Origin of the sequence: Chlorogloeopsis fritschii PCC 6912 (assembly GCF_000317285.1) — a bacterium.
GTDB lineage: Bacteria > Cyanobacteriota > Cyanobacteriia > Cyanobacteriales > Nostocaceae > Chlorogloeopsis > Chlorogloeopsis fritschii.
This window is the reverse complement of the sequence record NZ_AJLN01000094.1, coordinates 45,983-65,773: the sequence shown is the minus strand read 5'-3', so window position 1 is coordinate 65,773 and position 19,791 is coordinate 45,983. Positions and strand designations below refer to the sequence as shown.

17 protein-coding genes are annotated in these 19,791 nt (G+C 40.4%); all 17 read left to right on the top strand.

The annotated features are described in order from the left end of the window. Positions 1-77 precede the first annotated feature (77 nt). Entirely contained in the window at positions 78-596 is a 519-nt protein-coding gene (gene ilvN, locus UYC_RS0118110) for an acetolactate synthase small subunit (RefSeq protein ID WP_016875905.1), read from the top strand. 843 nt (positions 597-1,439) lie between these two features. Continuing rightward, on the top strand, positions 1,440-3,485 hold the full coding sequence (locus UYC_RS0118105; protein ID WP_016875906.1) for a polysaccharide biosynthesis protein: 2,046 nt from the start codon (positions 1,440-1,442) through the stop codon (positions 3,483-3,485). A gap of 69 nt (positions 3,486-3,554) precedes the next feature. After that, on the top strand, positions 3,555-4,538 hold the full coding sequence (locus UYC_RS0118100; RefSeq protein WP_016875907.1) for a methyltransferase domain-containing protein: 984 nt from the start codon (positions 3,555-3,557) through the stop codon (positions 4,536-4,538). Positions 4,539-4,558: 20 nt separating this feature from the next. Beyond that, a complete protein-coding gene (locus tag UYC_RS0118095; protein ID WP_016875908.1) occupies positions 4,559-5,824 on the top strand; it encodes an oligosaccharide flippase family protein in 1,266 nt (421 codons plus the stop codon). Positions 5,825-5,938: 114 nt separating this feature from the next. Next, positions 5,939-7,048, top strand: a complete 1,110-nt coding sequence (locus tag UYC_RS0118090) for a glycosyltransferase family 4 protein (protein ID WP_016875909.1) — start codon at positions 5,939-5,941, stop codon at positions 7,046-7,048. 265 nt (positions 7,049-7,313) lie between these two features. Beyond that, entirely contained in the window at positions 7,314-8,474 is a 1,161-nt protein-coding gene (locus tag UYC_RS0118085; protein WP_016875910.1) for a glycosyltransferase family 1 protein, read from the top strand. Then, the gene (locus UYC_RS0118080) at positions 8,449-9,855 is read left to right on the top strand and encodes an O-antigen ligase family protein (RefSeq protein WP_016875911.1); all 1,407 of its coding nucleotides are present in this window, start codon (positions 8,449-8,451) and stop codon (positions 9,853-9,855) included. Before UYC_RS0118085 ends, UYC_RS0118080 begins: the two co-directional genes overlap by 26 nt. Positions 9,856-9,921: 66 nt before the next feature. Continuing rightward, the gene (locus UYC_RS0118075; protein WP_016875912.1) at positions 9,922-11,220 is read left to right on the top strand and encodes a hypothetical protein; all 1,299 of its coding nucleotides are present in this window, start codon (positions 9,922-9,924) and stop codon (positions 11,218-11,220) included. 2 nt (positions 11,221-11,222) lie between these two features. Next, positions 11,223-12,416 carry a glycosyltransferase family 4 protein gene (locus UYC_RS0118070; RefSeq protein WP_235082986.1) on the top strand — a complete coding sequence of 398 codons (1,194 nt, stop codon included), beginning with the start codon at positions 11,223-11,225 and terminating at the stop codon, positions 12,414-12,416. A 65-nt stretch (positions 12,417-12,481) separates the two neighbouring features. Beyond that, the gene (locus tag UYC_RS0118065) at positions 12,482-13,219 is read left to right on the top strand and encodes a sugar transferase (RefSeq protein WP_016875914.1); all 738 of its coding nucleotides are present in this window, start codon (positions 12,482-12,484) and stop codon (positions 13,217-13,219) included. An 8-nt stretch (positions 13,220-13,227) separates the two neighbouring features. Continuing rightward, positions 13,228-13,920: a WbqC family protein gene (locus UYC_RS0118060; protein ID WP_016875915.1), complete on the top strand. Its 693-nt coding sequence runs from the start codon at positions 13,228-13,230 to the stop codon at positions 13,918-13,920. Positions 13,921-13,928: 8 nt separating this feature from the next. Continuing rightward, a complete protein-coding gene (locus UYC_RS0118055) occupies positions 13,929-14,597 on the top strand; it encodes a PIG-L deacetylase family protein (protein ID WP_016875916.1) in 669 nt (222 codons plus the stop codon). Positions 14,598-14,839: 242 nt separating this feature from the next. Then, on the top strand, positions 14,840-16,003 hold the full coding sequence (locus UYC_RS0118050) for a glycosyltransferase (RefSeq protein ID WP_016875917.1): 1,164 nt from the start codon (positions 14,840-14,842) through the stop codon (positions 16,001-16,003). Between the two features lie 37 nt (positions 16,004-16,040). Further along, positions 16,041-16,802, top strand: a complete 762-nt coding sequence (locus UYC_RS0118045; RefSeq protein ID WP_016875918.1) for a PHP domain-containing protein — start codon at positions 16,041-16,043, stop codon at positions 16,800-16,802. Beyond that, positions 16,799-17,806, top strand: a complete 1,008-nt coding sequence (locus UYC_RS0118040; protein WP_016875919.1) for an ATP-grasp domain-containing protein — start codon at positions 16,799-16,801, stop codon at positions 17,804-17,806. The genes UYC_RS0118045 and UYC_RS0118040 overlap by 4 nt, the downstream gene beginning before the upstream one ends. Positions 17,807-17,831: 25 nt before the next feature. Next, on the top strand, positions 17,832-18,701 hold the full coding sequence (locus tag UYC_RS0118035; RefSeq protein ID WP_235082987.1) for a hypothetical protein: 870 nt from the start codon (positions 17,832-17,834) through the stop codon (positions 18,699-18,701). 24 nt (positions 18,702-18,725) lie between these two features. Beyond that, the gene (locus UYC_RS0118030) at positions 18,726-19,790 is read left to right on the top strand and encodes a GNAT family N-acetyltransferase (protein WP_016875921.1); all 1,065 of its coding nucleotides are present in this window, start codon (positions 18,726-18,728) and stop codon (positions 19,788-19,790) included. Position 19,791: the final 1 nt, after the last annotated feature.

Below are 19,791 nucleotides of genomic sequence, written 5' to 3'. Positions count from 1 at the left end.
TAAAAATTCACACTTGCAATTGAGTGTGGCAATACTCATCACCTTAATCAATCCTCCCCTAGCCTCTGTCGGCGAAGATGAAACATACCCTGTCAGTACTTGTAGAAGATGAAGCGGGTGTTCTATCCCGTATTTCTGGTTTATTTGCCCGTCGTGGCTTCAACATAGAAAGCCTTGCTGTCGGCCCAGCAGAGCAGTCAGGGATTTCTCGCATTACAATGGTTGTGCCTGGTGACGATTACGTGATCGAGCAACTTACCAAGCAACTGTACAAGCTAATCAACGTTTTGAAGGTACAAGACATTACTGAAATTCCTTGCGTAGAGCGAGAATTGATGCTATTGAAAGTGAATGCTACTAGCACCAATCGTTCGGAAGTTGTTGAGTTGGCACAAATTTTCCGGGCGCGAGTTGTAGATGTGGCAGAAGATTCTCTCACTTTGGAAGTTGTGGGCGATCCAGGAAAAATGGTAGCGATCGTACAGGTATTACAAAAATTTGGTTTGAGAGAAATAGCCCGCACCGGTAAAATTGCCCTGACTCGTGAATCAGGAGTAAACACCGAGTTGCTGAAATCTTTAGAAGCAAAAGTTTAGCGATCGCGACAGAAATCCTCTATTCTATAAACTTTGGTCGAAGGAGCTTGGAAAGCCAGATAACTTGGCAAACACTTCTTCGATTTTTGTTAGCTAGTCGAAATCAACAAAGATATGGAACTATCAATCCTTGGATTGATGAAATTTGCATCTATTTTAGTTTCTTGTCTTTAACCTCAAACTCAAAAGAAATTTGATTGAAAATCACTCAAAAGTTAGAAGTGAAAATCATTTTAACTACTAAACTTTTCTTTATTATTTTCAATTGCAGCCAGAATACAAAGGATTGTAAATAAATGGCATCAATTCAGTATCAATCAAGATGCAAATCAGTTACAAACTAAAAAAATATAGAAATAAGTTGCATGAAACGAAATGTTTAATTACTATTAAATTGTTCGGTTAAAAATCTGCCGATTAGAAATCTATAGATTTTAACGAACAAGCGGTGGTAGTTTTGCTATATGCAAACGCTAAAATCCTTAATTGGCTTGGAAACGAGGATTAAATCCTCTATTAGAGAGAGATGATGATATAAAGCCTCTACTAGAGAGAGATGATGATATAAAGCCTACAATAAAAGGATTTTGGAACAACAGGCTAATATCTGGCACAAGAAGTGCTAAAAATCTATTTACATAATTTCCACAATCATATTTCACCATCTGTAAAGTATTTGGTGGATGCATGTATTGCGTGGTGATAATGAAAAATTCATCAACCTATAGTAAATGTGTAAATTTTATCTACACATTTATATGAGTATTTTTTGCTCAAACAAATGACAGCCAAGCTGTTGTTGACTTTTTGACTATTTACATACAATAGCCTGAATCTACAACTATGAATTTACTATTTTTTGTTTCTCATTGGTTGATACAGAAATCAAGCAATATTTTGCTGAATAAATTGCTAAAAATGAGAAACAGACATTGGTTAATACTTGATATCATTATTTTTGCAAATACACCACTACTAGCTTTGATACTGCGTTTAGATGGAAGACTTGCCCTAGAAGCATATCTATCAGACTTAGCAGTTGCGACAATACTATTTTTGCTCGTAAAACAATTCATTTTATGGAGTTCAGGCTTTTATCGGCGTTACTGGCGCTATGCCAGCATCGAAGAACTCACATATATCGCCATGTTGATGGCAGCAGCGATAGTCATACAATCTTTTTGCTTCGATGTCATTCATGACATCCCAAACTCTGTTTTAAGTAGGCTCCCACGCTCACTGCCATTAATTGATGGATTGCTTTCGTTTATTTTGATTGGTGGGCTGCGTTTCAGCATTAAAGCAGTAGAAAGAGCCAACCAAAAACGAGCAGCATTTAACCCCTCACAACGAGTGCTGATAGTTGGAGCAGGTAACGCCGGAGTCTCCCTACTACAAGAAATGCAAACAAATCCCCAACAGGGTTTTCAGCCAGTTGCCTTCATCGACGACGATCCCCAAAAACTACATGCACACATTCGCGGTGTTCCTGTGGTTGGCGATCGCCATAAAATACCTGATGTCGTCAAATCTCTGCAAATTCATAAAGTGATCATTGCCATGCCGACAGTTGCAGGAAAAGTGATTCGAGAAATTGTAGATATTTGCAAAGCCACCGGTATTCAAACCAGTACTTTACCAGGAATACATGAAATCCTGAATGGGCGGGTAAGAGTAGATAGTATTCGTGATGTGCGGATTGAAGATTTACTCAGGCGTGAACCAATACAGACAGATATTGGACAAGTTGCCGAGTTCTTAAAAGGCAAGAGAGTACTAATTACAGGTGCAGGCGGCTCGATTGGTAGCGAACTTTGTCGTCAAATTTATAAATGTTGTCCTGCCGAAATGATGCTGATGGGGCATGGTGAGAATTCTGTCTTCAATATTCAACAGGAATTAGAACAACTAGTTCAAGCCCTGAAAGCGGAGGGTAAATCCGCAAGCTATGCTCCTAGTCTTCATATCTTCATTGGCGATATTCGCTACCGCGATCGCCTCAAACACGCTTTTGAGAGATTCCAGCCAGATGTGATTTTTCATGCCGCAGCCCACAAGCACGTTCCTCTGATGGAATTAAATTCACCAGAAGCAATCACTAACAATGTGCTGGGAACAAAAAATTTATTGGATTTGGCGCTGCAATACAATATTCAACATTTTGTGATGATTTCCACAGATAAGGCTGTCAATCCTACCAATGTGATGGGAGCAAGTAAAAGAGTTGCGGAAATGTTGGTATTGCAAGCAGCTAAAAAAAGTGGCTTATCTTATGTTGCTGTGCGTTTTGGTAATGTTTTGGGTAGTCGCGGTAGTGTCGTTCCGACTTTTACAAAACAAATTTTAGCAGGAGGCCCGGTAACGGTTACCCATCCAGAAATTCGTCGCTATTTTATGACGATTCCGGAGGCAGTTCAATTGGTGTTGCAAGCAGCGGTAATTGGGCATGGTGGTGAAGTGCTGATGCTAAATATGGGACAGCCAGTGAAAATAGTTGACTTGGCAAAGGAATTAATTCGTCTTTGTGGATATGAAGTCAACAAAGATATTGAAATCGTCTTTACTGGTTTGCGCCCAGGTGAAAAGTTATTTGAAGAGTTGTTTATTGAAGGAGAAGAATACGAACCAACTGAGCATGAGAAATTGTTGGTTGTCAAAAATGCTAGTCGAATTGTTCCAGAAAATTTGAATATTACTGTCGAAGATTTATGTAAGGCAGCGGCTAAAAACCATACCAATTTGATTCTATTTCTGCTTGAGCAATTAGTTCCAGGCTATAAACCCAAATATCTAGAAAATCATCTTCTAGTAGATACAGTAACAAACAATAATTTACTCGCAGAAACAAAGGGAAACATAATAGTCAAAGTGAAGCCAAGAAGTGCGTAAAGCTCTTTATCTCAGCGAGTATCAGATTGAGCGATCGGAATTTATTCATGAGTATTACGTTACAAGCTTATGCAAAGTCAAATCAATCAAAGTAAACTCAAACTTTCTCCAATAGTGCAATCAATGCTGCGCTGTCCTATATGTAATAGCGAGTTGGAATTGCGTAGTGGAGATAGCCACTGTATAAATCCTCAATGCCAGGCTTTATTTCCCATCAAAAATGGCATACCAATTTTGATTGACGAGAACGCCAGTATATTTTCTATTGATGACTTGGTGAAGGAACGTAACTTATTCTTTGATTTATCTCCTAAAAATAAATTTGTGGAAACTCTAAAAAAATTAGTTCCAAGTATAAGCTTAAATATTAAAGCTAAAAGTAACTATGAACATTTCCATAAACAATTGCATATGCGTTGCATACATCCTAAAGTTTTAGTGATTGGTGGTAGTATTTTAGGTAAGGGAATAGAAAAACTTGTTGCAAATCAGGATATAGAAATAGTAGAAACTGATGTTTCATTTGGATCTCGTACAACTTTGATTTGTGACGCTCATAGCATACCTTTTGCAGACCATTCCTTTGACGGTGTAATCATACAAGCTGTATTAGAGCATGTAGTTGATCCTTGGCGGTGTGTAGAAGAAATTTACAGAGTATTAAAAGATGATGGATTGGTGTACGCGGAAACCCCTTTTATGCAACAAGTACATGGAGGATGCTATGACTTTACTAGATTTACTCATTTGGGGCATCGTCGCTTATTTAGAAAATTTGAGGAAATTGAAAGTGGCTCAACAGCCGGGCCGGGAATGGCATTAGCTTGGTCTTATTATTATCTATTGTTGAGTTTCACCACATCGAAATTTTTGAGAAAGTTGATGGGACTATTTGCCATCATGACAGCATTTCCATTAAAGTATCTCGATTACTTTTTGATTCATCGCCCCACCGCTCTTGATGCTGCATCTGGTTATTACTTTATTGGCAAGAAAAGCCAAAAAATTCTGTCAGATAAAGAGTTGATTAAACTTTATCAAGGAGCTTGCTAAAGTTAGGAAGTTTTGCAGTAATGGAACAAATTAAACCACTCACGCTACGTCATAACTTTTCTTGGACTTTCATTGGTAATGCTGTCTATGCAGCTTGTCAGTGGGGAATGCTGGTGGTGCTGGCTAAACTTGGTAGCCCTGAAATAGTAGGGCAGTTTACCTTGGGGTTGGCGGTAACGGCACCTGTATTCATGTTTACCAATCTCCAGTTGCGAAGTATTCAAGCGACAGATGCAACGAAACAGTATCTCTTTAACGATTACTTAGAACTGAGATTGATTGGCACAGGATTAGGATTGGTAGCGATCGCAATCATTACTTTCTTAGCAAAATACCCTTGGGAAATATCGCTAGTTATTTTGTTGGTAGGTTTAGCAAAGGCATTTGAATCAATCAGTGACATCTATTATGGTTTGCTCCAGCAACACGAACGCATGGATCGCATCGCCATATCCTTGATGATTAAAGGGCCTTTATCATTGATACTACTGGGAATAGGAGTGTATCTATCGAGTGGTGTTGTGTGGGGAGTAGTTGGATTAGTATTTGCCTGGTTTGTAGTTTTATTTGTTTATGACATTCCTAATGGCGTTTTAATACTCAACTCCATACCAAAATCTCGTTGGCATCTTGTCACTCTGAAAAATTTGGTATGGCTGTCTTTACCTTTGGGGTTGGTGATGATGCTGATTTCACTCAACACCAACATTCCCCGCTACTTTATTGAGCAATATTTGGGTGAACGGGAACTGGGAATTTTTGCAGCCATAGCTTACTTGATGGTGGTAGGAAGTATGGTTGTCAATGCCTTAGGACAGTCAGCAAGTCCTAGATTAGCCAAATATTACGCTGTGGGAAATACCATAGCTTTTCAGAGGCTATTGTTAAAGCTAGTAGGAATTGCCGTACTGCTGGGCGGAGGTGGTGTTTTGGTGGCTCTAATAGGTGGTGAGCAAATCTTAACTCTGTTGTATCAACCTGAGTACGCTCAACATACAAGTTTATTTGTTTGGTTAATGATTGCTGCCGGGATTGGTTACGTATCTTCTTTCATTGGATATGCGATAACGGCAGCCCGATACTTTCGCATCCAATTACCTTTGTTTGCTGCTGTCACAACTACTTCAGCTATAACTTGTCTGTGGTTACTACCTAAGTTGGGATTGCTAGGGGCAGCGATCGCGCTAATTATTGCAGCCATTGTTCAAGTTATCTGCAGTTTGGCAGTAATCATTCATGCACTGCATAAATCCCATCCATCTGTTGAATTGATTGAAAACAAGTAAGTAGCCGTCATGAACTGCGTACACAATAACGCATGAAAAAAACTTTATTACCTTCTGCCTTCTACTTAATACCTTTCAGACAATGAACATAATTTCCAATCAAGGAGACACACTATGGAAATTAAAAGGATTTTAGTCACCGGTGCTCATGAATTTGTAAATCGTCGTCAAGGTTTATTTGAAGTATTGTCTTCATACTTTGATTGTGTGGAATGTTTGCCATCGGGAGAATTACATCGACTCAAAGCATTAGATATATTAACGAGAGGCTATTACAAAATATTGCAGCGATTTTCTCCAATTACGGTAAGTAGATTCTGGAAAAACAAAAACACTTTTATTACTAGGTCACGCAACACAGAGCGTAAAATTAGGCAACTAGAATATGTTCCAGATCTTGTGTTTCATATCTTCGGTATGTTTAACCCATTTTGGGATAAATTTGATATTCCTTATGTGATGTATTTAGATTATACGATGGCATTAGCTCACAAAAAATGGTTACCTTGGGCACCTTTTCACGACAACCAAGAATATACTGCTTGGGTAGAATGTGAAATGACAGCATACCAAAGAGCTAGGCATATTTTTACTTTGGGTAACATAGTCAAAACATCCTTAATAGAAGACTATGGTATCAAGCCTGAAAAAATTACTGTTGTTGGTTCTTCAAGTCGTTCTCAAAAACTGTATGAAGGAGAAAAAACTTTCGGAACTAAACAAATTTTGTTTAATGGATCGGATTTTGAAAGAAAGGGTGGAGATGTGGTTTTGGCGGCATTTAAACAGGTAAAAAAAGTATTACCTGAAGCCAAATTAGTAATCATCGGCAAAAAATTAGATCTACATGAGGATGGTGTTTTTAATCCGGGATACATTTTATCTTCTTCCGAGAAACAAAATCTTTTTCTAGAATCAGATTTAGTAGTTGCACCCGCTTACTGTGAACCCTATGGACTGTTTTTAGTAGAAGCTTTCAATTATGGAGTTCCCTGCATTATCGCAAATAACGATGGGATGCCTGACATTGTTGATAATGGAGTAAATGGTGTTGTTATTGCACAACCAAATTCTGATATTCTGGCTGAGAAAATCATACATCTATTAAGTGACATTCCTGTATTAAAAACCATGTCAAAAAATGCACGTTCCAAAGTAAAAACTCAATTAAACTGGAATGTTATAGGTGAGAAAGTATCACAGGTATTATCTACCATTACCTAGTACCAAAAAACCAGAATAATGAAGTTTTTGTCTTGGTTAAGAACTTCCAAATAAAAAAACACTCAACCACCTAACGCAATAACCTCTCTGTTCCTCATTTCTCCGTGTTCTCAGCGTCTCTGTGGTTATTATTTGGATAATTTATTTCTTGGAAATCCCTTAACAGTAGTTTAGTTATCACTTGTTTTTATTTGCGAGAGGGGCGCGATCGCGCTATTGATGCACTATACAACCGACATGAGTATACAGGGAGAGAATTAAAATCATGACCTTAGGGGACAAATCTTCGATACGTATCCTGCATGTGGTTGGAGGAATGAACCGGGGTGGCATCGAAACTTGGCTAATGCATATTTTGCGGCACATCGATCGCGATCGCTTCCAAATGGATTTTCTCGTTCACACTAATCAACTCTGTGCTTACGATCAAGAGATTCGCACCTTAGGTAGTCAAATTATCCCTTGTCCTCTGAATCGCTTGCAGCCTTGGAATTACGCTGCTAATTTCCGGCGAATCTTACAAGTGTATGGCCCTTATGACATTATTCACAGTCACGTTCATCACTTTAGTGGTTACATTCTCCGTTTAGCTCACAACTCAGGAATACCTATCCGTATTGCCCATAGCCACAATAATACCTCTTGGGTTGAAGCTAAAGCTAAATGGCATCGACGTTTGTATCTAGATTTGATGAAAGCTTGGATTGCCCGCTATGCAACCTTAGGTTTTGGATGCAGCCGTCAAGCAATAGTAGATCTATTCGGTTCTACTGGGAATACCCATCTCCATCAACAAATTCTTTACTGCGGAATTGACTTGGCTTCATTCCGAGATTCTGTTGATTTAGTTACTGTTCGTTCTGAACTAGGGATTCCGAAAGATGCCTTTGTCATCGGGCACGTTGGTAGATTCGAGCCACAAAAGAACCATGCATTTCTCTTGGAAATCGCCGCAGAAGTTGCCAAACGAGAACCAAAGATGCACCTTTTACTAGTGGGTGTTGGCTCTTTACGCTCTGACATAGAAAAGAAAATAGCTCAACTGGGCTTAAGCGATCGCGTTATCTTCGCAGGCAGCCGATCTGATGTACCACGATTGATGCAGGGTGCTATGGATGTCTTCGTCTTGCCATCTCTGTATGAGGGATTAGGCTTAGTGTTAGTTGAAGCACAAGCAGCGGGATTACCCTGTATCTTTTCGGATGTGATTCCAGAGGAAGCAGATGTAGTCAAGCCTTTAGTGAAGCGAATCTCTTTGTCACAATCTGCCTCTGCCTGGGCAGAAGCAGTTTTAACAGTACCAAATAATGCATCAATTCTTACTAGAATAGATGCCCTAAACATTGTCGAAAAGAGCGCTTTCAATATTGAGACAAGTATAAAAAAACTGTTAGAAGTCTATGAAATTAACTTCTCAAAATGCTAATACTAATTCTTTCTCCCAGTTTTTGTTGGAACTACCTTTCTGGTTAAGTTTTTCTTATTGGTCATTGCTAGCAGATACTGCAACTCCAAAGTTCGATTTTTTATCTATACCTGTCAATGCTAAAGATTTAGTTCTAGTTGGAGTTGCTTTTTTCTACTTATTACTACTCGCACTTACCAATTTTGGCAGTACCAAAGATAGACCATGGAATTGGCATTGTCACTTACCAATCTTGACAGTTTGTTTACTGTTTTACGCTGCAGTATCCATACAAAGGAGTGGTATAGATGCCAGCAATGCTAGAGCAATGACATACACTTTAGTTTTGACAGCATCTGCCTTTTTACTTGGCTATATTCTCCTGGCAAGAAAATCTATTACATCTGTGCGCTCATTTTTATGGCGACTGACAGTAATCATAGCTGCGTTAGGGTTACTCTACTCAGCAGCTTCTTTATTCTCCTTGGGCATGGGAGACGTGAGAGCCGATTTGAATGCGGGAGGAAGTGAATTTGGGATAGTACGCGTACAAGGGCCTCTTTTTGGCTCTGCTACTGGACATTTCATTTTATTGCCAGCTTTAGCTTTTGCCATTCAAGAGTTCATGCAAAGTCATACTCGACGTTTATTTAAATTGGCAGTTGTCATGGCTCTAACACTGACTATTATTGGTCTTGGTTCACGAGCTGCTCTATTAGTTATGGGTTTATTCTTTTTATGTTTAATCTTATTCATGAAAAATAAAAAGCAAGCAATAATCGCTGCTATAATGATGATTATTTTAATCTCTACAGCTACAACAATTATTTATTCAAAAGCGAGTAGCGATCGCATTAAATCTTTTGAAGATACAACTCGTTCAGATACACACTTAACTTCTTTTCAAATTATTAGTCATCGCAATACAGAGCTTAACATTACTGGTTCTGGTTATGGCTCTTATTGGTCTTGGTATCTTACAGATATGGATGACATGAGGGTTGGTTTCATGAATGGCGCTCCCATCATTTTAGTATATCCTTATGGATATTTGCTCTATCATCCTCACTCTACTTTTCTGTTATGTGTTGTCGAATTAGGAATTCCAGGTTTAATTTATTTTATTATCCTGTGGATTGTTTTAATTAGGCTTCTCCTTCGCAATTACCAGGGAATTAAATCGGCTATTTTTAATTGTGGAATTTTTGCTTCGGGATTTTCAATGTTTTTTGACTTTTTTATTTTCAAAAATGCCCAAGTTAATATGATTTGGTGGATTTACTTATTTGGTGCTCTAGCATTAAATGTCAGTGTAGTTAGTGTACACAAAGATAATAAATTGGCAGAAAGCAAGTTGCTTAAATTTGAAAAACAAAAATTGTTAATGTCAAAAGCCAAATAATTGAAATTAATATTTGCCAAGCATTATTTGTTTACCTAGATGTTATCTAATTACTATGGAATAAATATGAGTTATCAAGAAGAATTAGTCTTAGCACTCCATAATTATCACCGTAATTTCAGTTTTCCACGCATTTCTGCAAATACGATCCGTCGAACGCTCTTTTTAGGTTTCATACTCGTGATGCTTTCAGTCATGATGCACCTGTCAACAGCATCGGTACAATCCCAAGCAACCACAAAAAAATTGATTCAGTCTGGCTGGGATATGCCAACCCCTAAATTTTTCCGAGAGCATATCAAGCAGATGGAGCAGCGTCCGTTTGATGGCGTAATTATTAAACTCAATGCGGGTAAAGAAGTTTTTAAGAAAAAGCCCTATCCGGATACAGTATTTACGCAAGACCGAAAAGACCTTGCTGCTATAAAATCCTCCAAACTCGCTAATAACTTTATAGTGATGTGGTCTGCTATTGAGGAAGGGTGGGACTGGTTCAACGATGATGATTGGGCTGCTGCTGAAAAGAACATTCAAAACTTTGCCAAATCTGCTAAAGCTGGTCGCTTTAAAGGCATCGCCTTCGATCTAGAGCCTTATGGTTATACCCCGTGGCACTATGAAGTGCAGCCCCAACACGATAACAAGACATTTCAAGAGTATCAACGGCAGGTGCGAAAGCGCGGTGCCCGGTTTATGAGAGTGTTGCAAACAACGCAACCTCAAACTGAGGTATTAACACTTGGGCTTTTCAGTTGGATGAAAGCTTTATTGGCAGAGACAACCGATCCGGCAAAGTTGCAGCAGAAACTAGTCAACGATAAATATGGACTATGGCCAGCCTTTGTCAACGGAATGCTGGATGCAGCGCGACCTGGTTCTGTCATCATTGATGGCAACGAAGGTGCATACTACTTTTATCGTGCAGCTTGGTTTGCAGGTATGCGTGACCTAATCCGCAAAGATGCACGGGCGTTTGTCGATCCGGCGAACCGCAAGAAGTATGACAACCAAGTGAAGATTGGTCAAGCAGTCTATATGGATCTTGTGCTAGATCTGTTTGAGAAGCCCGCTAACAACGCTAAAAACGCCTGGTATGGGATGAGAATGCCGCATTTTCTCTCACCAAATGACCGACTGCAATTGTTAGAGCACAACATCTACCATGCACTCAAAAATACAGACAAGTATGCATGGGTTTGGGGTGAAAGAATGGATTGGTGGCAAAACCGCATTCCCAAAGGTGCAGAGGATGTAATCCGGCGTGCCAAAGCAAAAATTCAAAAAGGAAAGCCGCTTGGGTTTGACATTGATGTCGCCACCACAAAAGCGCTGAATAAGTGTAAAGCTATCAATTCGGAATGCTGATTATGGATATTGTTGTAACACTTGAGCATCGTTTCGATCGCACACCGGATGGCGCTGTGTGGACTCAAACAGCCTTTGCTCATCAGTTTTGGAAGCGCTATCTAGAAGTTTTCGATCGCGTGCGCGTAGTAGCCCGTGTGCGTGAGGTGCCTTTGATACCAGTCGGATCTAAACGTGCTGATGGTGAAAGGGTTTCATTTGCAGCAGTACCATACTATGTTGGCCCGTGGCAATATTTGCAGCGATCGCGTCAAGTCAAACGTGCTGCCCAAAATGCAGTGGGTATGAACGATGCCGTGATTCTACGTGTAGGTTCAACAATTGCTAACTGTGTCCAACCCTTGCTAGATAAAACTGGCCACCCCTACGCGGTCGAAGTTGTAGCCGATCCTTATGATGTCTTTGCTTCCGGCTCCATCAAGCATCCCCTCCGTCCATTGTTTCGTTGGTTTTTTCCCCGCCAACTGCAACATCAATGTGCTAGAGCTTGCGCCGCCGCCTATGTCACCAAACAAGCCTTGCAGCAAAGATACCCATGTGCCAACTATTCTGTGGGCATCTCAGATGTAGAACTTCCCGACTGGGCGATCGCCTCTCAGCCTCGTCCACAAATTCAAGAAGTACGCACATGGAATCTAATATTTGTGGGGACACTGGCTCAACTCTATAAAGCTCCCGACGTGCTGATCGATGCTGTTGCTATTTGTGTGCGTGAGGGATTAGACATCAAGTTGACTTTGATTGGAGATGGCAAGCACCGGACAGAATTAGAAGCACAAGTTAGAGCGTTGGGTTTGGGTAAGCGTGTTAGCTTTCTGGGTGTATTGCCCGCTGGCGATGCTGTGCGCCATCAGTTAGATCGAGCTGACCTTTTCATTTTGCCTTCCCATCAAGAAGGCTTGCCAAGAGCAATGGTAGAGGCGATGGGGCGATCGCTACCTGTAATTGGCTCTACAGTTGGTGGCATTCCTGAGCTACTACCACCTGAAGATATGGTGCCGCCTGGTGATGCGACAGCTTTAGCTAGAAAAATTCAGGAAGTATTAACTAATCCAGAGCGCATGGCTTTGATGTCAGCTCGCAATCTAGAGAAAGCCAAAGAGTATACAGATGAAATTTTGCACGAAAAACGGATCGCATTCTATCAGTATGTGCGCGAACAAACAGAACTTTGGTTAAGGCAGGCAAGGGGATAGGGAACAGAAAAGGAATACAGCGCGCTCGTGTCGAAAAATGGCTCAATATTTATGCGTAGGCACTTATGAATAATAGTTTTTTTGATGGAGAAAGAGGCTTAAATGCTAGTAATAACTACTCTGGATTTTGGACAGATCAAGAGTGGCGAGAATTTGAGCAAGCTTATCTCAAAGAACATAAGTACATCAGAGTGCAGCTAGTATGCAAACGCTTATTCGATATTGCGATCGCTCTTCTAGCGCTAATAGTTTTATCACCTGTCTTTGTGGTAGCTGCTTTGGCAATAAAACTTAATTCTCCCGGCCCAATTTTATTTTGTCAGGAACGTTTAGGAAGACTGGGAAAACCATTTACAATCTACAAATTTCGCACAATGGTTGATGGAGCTATCCACATGGGTGCTGGCATCAATACATTCAAAGGCGATCCTCGCATTACATCTGTTGGTAAATTCTTACGTGAATATCATCTCGATGAATTACCTCAACTTTTCAATATTCTCGTTGGCGAAATGAGTTTAGTTGGGCCGCGCCCACTCTTAACTTCGGCTCTTTTAACCTATAATAATTGCCAAAAACGACGTTTATTAATGCCACCAGGGTTAACAGCTTGGGAAGCAGTAAATGGTGGTTTAGAAAATAGTTTGGATGAACGGATCAAGCTAGACATTTGGTATGTCAACAACTGGAATTTTTGGTTGGATATAGTAATTATTTTGCGAACGATTCCAGTAGTTCTCCGTAAAGAAGGAGTCTATGAAAAAGAAAGTGTTTTGACAACAGCTAACCAAACCAAAAAGTAAAAACAACTATGAAGATAGCAGTAATTCACCAACCACAGTATTTGCCCTATCTAGGATTCTTTCACAAGCTCCAAAAAGGTGACATTTTTGTAGTTATGGACAGTGTCCAGTTTCAGAGGCGTGGTGTTCAACATCGCAACCAAATCAAAACCTCTCAAGGAGCGCAATGGTTGACTGTACCAGTTCTCCATCGTTCAAGAGACGAAGAGCGTATTAATGAGATGCTGATAAATTCAGAGTTTCCTTGGTCTCATAAGCATTGGCATACCTTGATGACAAATTATTCCCGCACTCCTTACTTCGACAAGTACAGTTCGGGACTCGAAGAAATACTAACCAGAGAATGGAATAATCTTTGTCAGCTCGATATGGCACTGATTGAATGGGTGATGGAAAATTTGGGTATCAAAAAGTCAATAATCTATATGTCTGCATTGGAAGTTGAGGGTAATAAATCAGAACTACTAATTGATATTTGTAAAGCTGTAGGAGCCGATACTTACCTATCAGGTTCTGGAGGAAAAAATTATATGGATCTGGCAGCATTTGAAACTGCTGGTATCAATGTTTTATGGCAAGAGTTTAGTTATCCAACTTATGCCCAAGCTTTTCCTGAATTAGGCTTCATACCTAATCTATCAATTGTGGATACTCTGTTTTGCTGCGGCCCAGAAACTAAAAAATTCTTAGAGCTTAATTGAGGAAAACTATGAGCAACAAGATACTAGTTATTGCACCTCATCCTGACGATGAAGTGCTGGGTGTTGGAGGCACAATAGCTCGATTTGCGGCTGAGGGAGCTGAAGTTTATGTAGCGATCGTGACTAAAGGGTGTCCACCCGATTATTCTGAGGAGATGACTCAAAAAGGCCGCCAAGAGGCTTTAGCTGCACATCATGTTTTAGGTGTTAAAGAAACCATATTTCTTTCATTTCCGGCAGCTAGATTAGATACTGTTCCCCATCGCGATGTTAACAGGCAAATATTTGAGTTAATTAAAAAATTTCAACCAGATACACTTTTTATTCCCTTTTATGGGGATATTCACATGGATCATCAAAGAGTTTTCTTATCGTCTTTGGTGGCAGCAAGACCAAATAATCCTTATGCTCCAAAAACAATATATGCTTACGAAACACTTTCAGAAACTAACTGGCACGCTCCTTATCTAACAATTAACTTTGTCCCTAACGTTTTCGTTGATATCTCTCCTTACCTGGAAACAAAACTGGAAGCCATGCAAATGTATGCTTCACAAATTAGACCTTTCCCCGACGAGCGTTCTGAAGAAACATTGCGGGCATTAGCTACTTTACGTGGAAGTACAGTTAATCATTTTGCTGCTGAGGCTTTTTATCTAGTGAGACAAGTTGTCTAAGAAGGCAGGAGGAATAAATAGGGGATAGGAGATAGGAGACAGGTGACTAGCGGTATGGCAACTGATAAGGTAACGAACCACATAGACGCGCAAGCGGCTTCCCGCAGGGTAGGACACAAAGGACGCAAAGAAAGAGGTTGAACAGAGTTGTCTAAATTGTTTTACCCGGCAAAGTTGACTTGCCACCAGTTCAGCAAGGGCTACTTCAAGTTTGAAATGAGATATCCCTATGGAGGGGAACTATGAATAAACTGTTAATAGTTGCGACAATTCCAATTACATTAAGTAGCTTTTTTACCTACATTACACGCCACTTGCAAGCTAAGGGCTGGCGTGTAGATGGGATGGCGGCTGGAATTTCTAGTGACTCTAAATGCTTGGAACTATTTGATCGAGTTTGGGATGTAGACTGGTCACGCAATCCTCTCAAGCCACAAAATCTGATGGTTGCCCCGCAACAAATTCGCGAGGTATTTGCAAAGCAGGAATATGACATAGTAAATGTAACTACACCAGTAGCTGCATTTGTAACGCGGTATGCACTGAATGATTTGAGAAAGCAGGGAAGAGTGAAAGTGATTTATACTGCCCAAGGATTTCACTTCTACAATGGGGGGCCAATAATTAGAAACTCTGTCTTTCTGGGGCTAGAAAAGCTGGCTGCGCCCTGGACTGACTATCTAGTAGTGGTTAATCGCGAAGATGAAGAGTCAGCGAAGCGTCATCTTATTAAGCCTGAACAAGTCCGCTACATACCAGGAACAGGGCTAAATGTTGGACGTTTTAATCGTCATGCCATTCCTGAAGCTGAAATTGTGCAGCTGCGGCAAGAGTTGGGTTTACTGCCTGAGACTCCATTGTTTCTCTCTGTCGCTGAGTTCATCAAGCGCAAACATCCCCAAGATGTTTTGAGAGCATTTGCTCGTCTAGCTCGCAAAGAAGCTTGTTTGGCTTTTGCGGGAAATGGGCCGTTAATGCCCCAGATGCAGCAGTTAGCATCTCAATTGGGGATACAAAATCAAGTTCGCTTTTTGGGGTTACGCCAGGATATTCCAACTTTAATGCGTACTGCGGTTGCAACTGTGCTGGCTTCTGATCGAGAGGGGTTGCCCAATTGTGTGATGGAGTCTTTGTGTATGGAAACTCCGGCGATCGGTACAGATATTCGTGGAACTAGGGACTTACTAGAAGGAGGCAGTGGTTTACTTTTCACAGTGGGAGACATTGAGGAACTGGCAGCGGCGATGGCATTGATTCTAGATAACCCAGAGGCAGCCAGAATTATAGCCCAGCGTGGACGTGAGCGGATTACGAATTATGAAGTGCCGCAAATCTTGAAGCAATACGAAGCTTTATATACGGAGGCTATATCGCAACCAGAATTTGCTACTGCTTCAGCATTCTAATCAATTCCACAGCCTTATCCGGGTAAAGGTAAATGCAATGACGACTATAGCGATCGCCAATAATACAGATACTAAAAATCCTAACAAACCGTATCAATTTAGATGTTTTCGTGATTTGCAGTGGTCAGACATTAACTGCGATCTGCATATGCATACTAGTTGGACAGACGGCAAAGCTAGAGTTTCAGACATCCTGCAATTGTCTGTTCAAAAAGGTTTGAGTTGCGTAGCTTTTACAGAGCATGTTCGTAAAAGTACAAATTGGTTTCCAGAGTTTGTACAAGAAGTTAGGTCATACGCAGAGGCTTATCCTCAACTTCGGGTGCTAGTTGGTTGTGAAGCAAAGGCTCTTGATACCAATGGTGGCTTTGATGTCTCAGAGGAAATTTTGGCTGAGTGCGATTTGGTATTAGGTAGCGTTCACCGCTTTCCAAATGGGCAAGGGGGGTATATTAACGTGTCTAGATTGACACTAGAGGAGTTTGCTCAAATTGAATTTGAATTAGCTCTTGGCTTGCTGAAGTTTGCTCCTATAGATGTGTTAGCTCATCCTGGTGGTATGTATTCTAGGCTTCACGATGAGTTTCCAACAGACTTCATGCGCGAGTTAATGAAGGTGAGCTTAGAGCGAAAAATTGCTGTAGAAATTAATACGTATTATCTGCGCAATTTACCCAATTTCCTAGAGTTATGCGCAGAAATTAATCCCTATGTTTCTATTGGTTCAGACGTGCATCGTCTTGAGCAACTGGCTAATTGTCGAGATCAATTACATGGTTTAGGAGTCGGAGCGCCATGAAAGTATTCGTAACCGGAGCGGGTGCTTTATTAGGTCAAGGCATTATCAAGTGCTTGCGAATGGCTGATACTCCTTACCATATCATTGCGGTAGATCCCGATCCTCGGTCTGTCGGGTTGTATTGGGCAGATCAAGCATATTTAGTTCCCCTGGCGATCGATCCATCTTATTTAGATGTAGTCTGCCGGATTCTTGAGCGTGAAAGACCTGATGTCGTCTTGATTGGCACAGATATAGAACTGATGATATATGCTCAAAACAAGTTAGAACTGGAATCTAGGTATAAAACGCGAATCATTGTTAGCCCACCCCATGTTATCCAAATTGCTGATGATAAATGGTTGACTTATGAGTTTCTGCTCAAAAATGGATTTCCTTATCCTAAATCAGTATTGCCTAGCGGGATTTGCGATCTGTTGCGGGAGTGTGATTTTCCATTAATCGTTAAGCCTCGGATTGGTGCTCGCTCTGTTGGTGTTCACCTTGTCAAGAATGAGGAAGAATTAAATCAAGCCTTGCGTTGTGTGGAAAATCCTATCATTCAAGAATGTGTTGCTACTGCTAGCCAAGAGTATACTAGTGGCGTGGTGGTAGACATGGAGGGAATTGTCAAGGCAGTAGTCACCATGAGGCGCGAACTACGGGATGGTAATACTTATCGTGCCTATGTTGAACCTGACGCTCCTTTCAACTCTTTGCTAGCTAAGATTGCAGAACAGCTTGGTGGGGTGGGGCCTTTAAATTTTCAATTCCGAGTCGATCAAGGAATCCCTAAAATTTTTGAGATCAATGCCCGTTTCTCTGGTACGTCTCCTTTGCGTGCCCATGCTGGATTCAACTCGGTAGACTATCTCATCAAACATTATGTTCTGGGCGATCCGATTCCGGTGCCGCAACTACGAGCGATCGCTATGTTCAAGTATTGGAATGAAATTGTGGTTGAACCAGAGCAAGTTGAACTAATCACAAATAATTTAGGACGTGTCGATACCGTAGTTTCATGAACAAAAAACTAAAGAAGTACAACTCATGAGTTCTATACAAATACTGGATGTAAAAAAAGCTGTCCTCAACTCCATGACGGAAGAAGAATTCGCAAACTGGCAAGTAGAGCAGGGAAAGCAGGTTATTTACCATCAGGGTTGTTATTGGCAGCAAACACTTACAGGCTTTTATGAACCTCTGCATTGGCTGGCTCGCTTGAGTGCAGAGCAGGCGACTTGCCCAGTGTCATTTTCTTGGGGATTTAGGGCGGCTTTGCGCGATCAGAATGCTACAGCAGCCAATGGCTCAATACCTGTTCATTTGTTATCTAATCTTCAAAACTACAGTTTGCACATCTTGTCAGCAAATCGTAGAAAACATCTACGCCAGTGTCAAAAGAAAGTAAATATTTTCCAGCTAACTTCTCCAAAGTTGCTGCAAGAACAGGGGTATGAAGTCGTTATTTCAGCAGCAAAACGAACAGAATATTTGAAAATACCCTCGAAAACTGAATATCTTGCCAGTTTGACAAACTATGTAGATTCTAAGCGCCGATTAATACTTGTAGGTTTGATTGGCGATAAATTAGGAGGCTATATTTCTGGATATGCTGTGAGTGGAACTGCTTATTTCGAGCATCTTTATATCTCAACGGAGGCGATAACAACCAATATTAACTTAGGGTTAGTATTTGAGTTTGTGCAAGCCTGCCAACACTCTGACACAATTCATGAACTTGTCAATGGTTTGCACTCACCTGAAGATGAAAAGCTCTGTATTTTTAAAGATGGAATAGGCTTTTCAGTCAAGCATATTCCAGCTAGAGTGCAAATGAATCCTATCATCGCCCAATTGATTCGCTGGCGATATCCATACAAATATTATCGCTTAACAGGACGGAAAGAACGGAAGTAAACATAGAAATTTTGGCTCCTCACCATGAATATTCAAGTCATTGATATCACTAATCCTTTGTGGTTACAAACTCTGGTAAAGCTTCGTTATGACATTTATCATTTGCCTGAGTATGTGTATTTAGAGTCGAAAAGAAATAAAGCGATACCTGAGGCTATTGTGATAGTCGATGAGGAAAAAATCTTTTTTCTACCTTACTTACTACGTCGGTGTGATGATTTATTTGACGATGAGCTTACAACAGAAGTTTTTGATATTGTCTCGCCCTATGGTTATCCTGGATTTTTATTAAATGAAGCTGCTGCTGCCACTCCAGGATTTTTAAACTTGGCGATAGATAAACTTACAGAAGTGTTGCGGAATAAACAAGTTTGTTCAGGATTTATCAGACTTCATCCCATACTTAACCAGAATTTGACTCAGTTAAACAGTGATATTTTAAAGGAGAATGGCACGACAGTTGCTATTGATTTGACACTAGATGCTCAGGATATTTGGCATCAAACCAGACCAGCACATCGTAATAAGATTAATAGATGCAAGCGTTCTGGTTTTAAGGCTAAAATGATGCCTCTTCATAAATACATCGATGAGTTCAATCTTATTTATGAAGAAACAATGAATCGAGTAGAAGCTAAAGACTTCTATTATTTTGGAAGAAAATACTTTGAAGATATAGCTTATTTCTTGGGAGATAAACTGCATCTATGTATTGTTGAATTTCATAAGCAAATAGCTTGTGCAGGTTTGTTTGCTGAATGCTGTGGAATAGTTCAGTATCACCTGGGCGGTACGCAAACAAAGTTTTTGAAAGATGCTCCAAGCAAGCTCATGTTTGATTATGTGAGATTCTGGGCAAAGGAACGCGGCAACCAAGTTTTTCATTTAGGTGGGGGGCTAGGAAGTTCTCAAGATAGTCTCTACCATTTCAAAGCAGGTTTTTCTAAACAAAGCTACACTTTCTCGACATTACGCTTAATTACAGACGAAGAAAAATATCGCTATCTAGTTGAATTGCGTGCAAAAAAATTAAACATTCAAACTGAAGAATTACTCAAATCAGATTTTTTTCCTGCCTATCGTTCTTAAG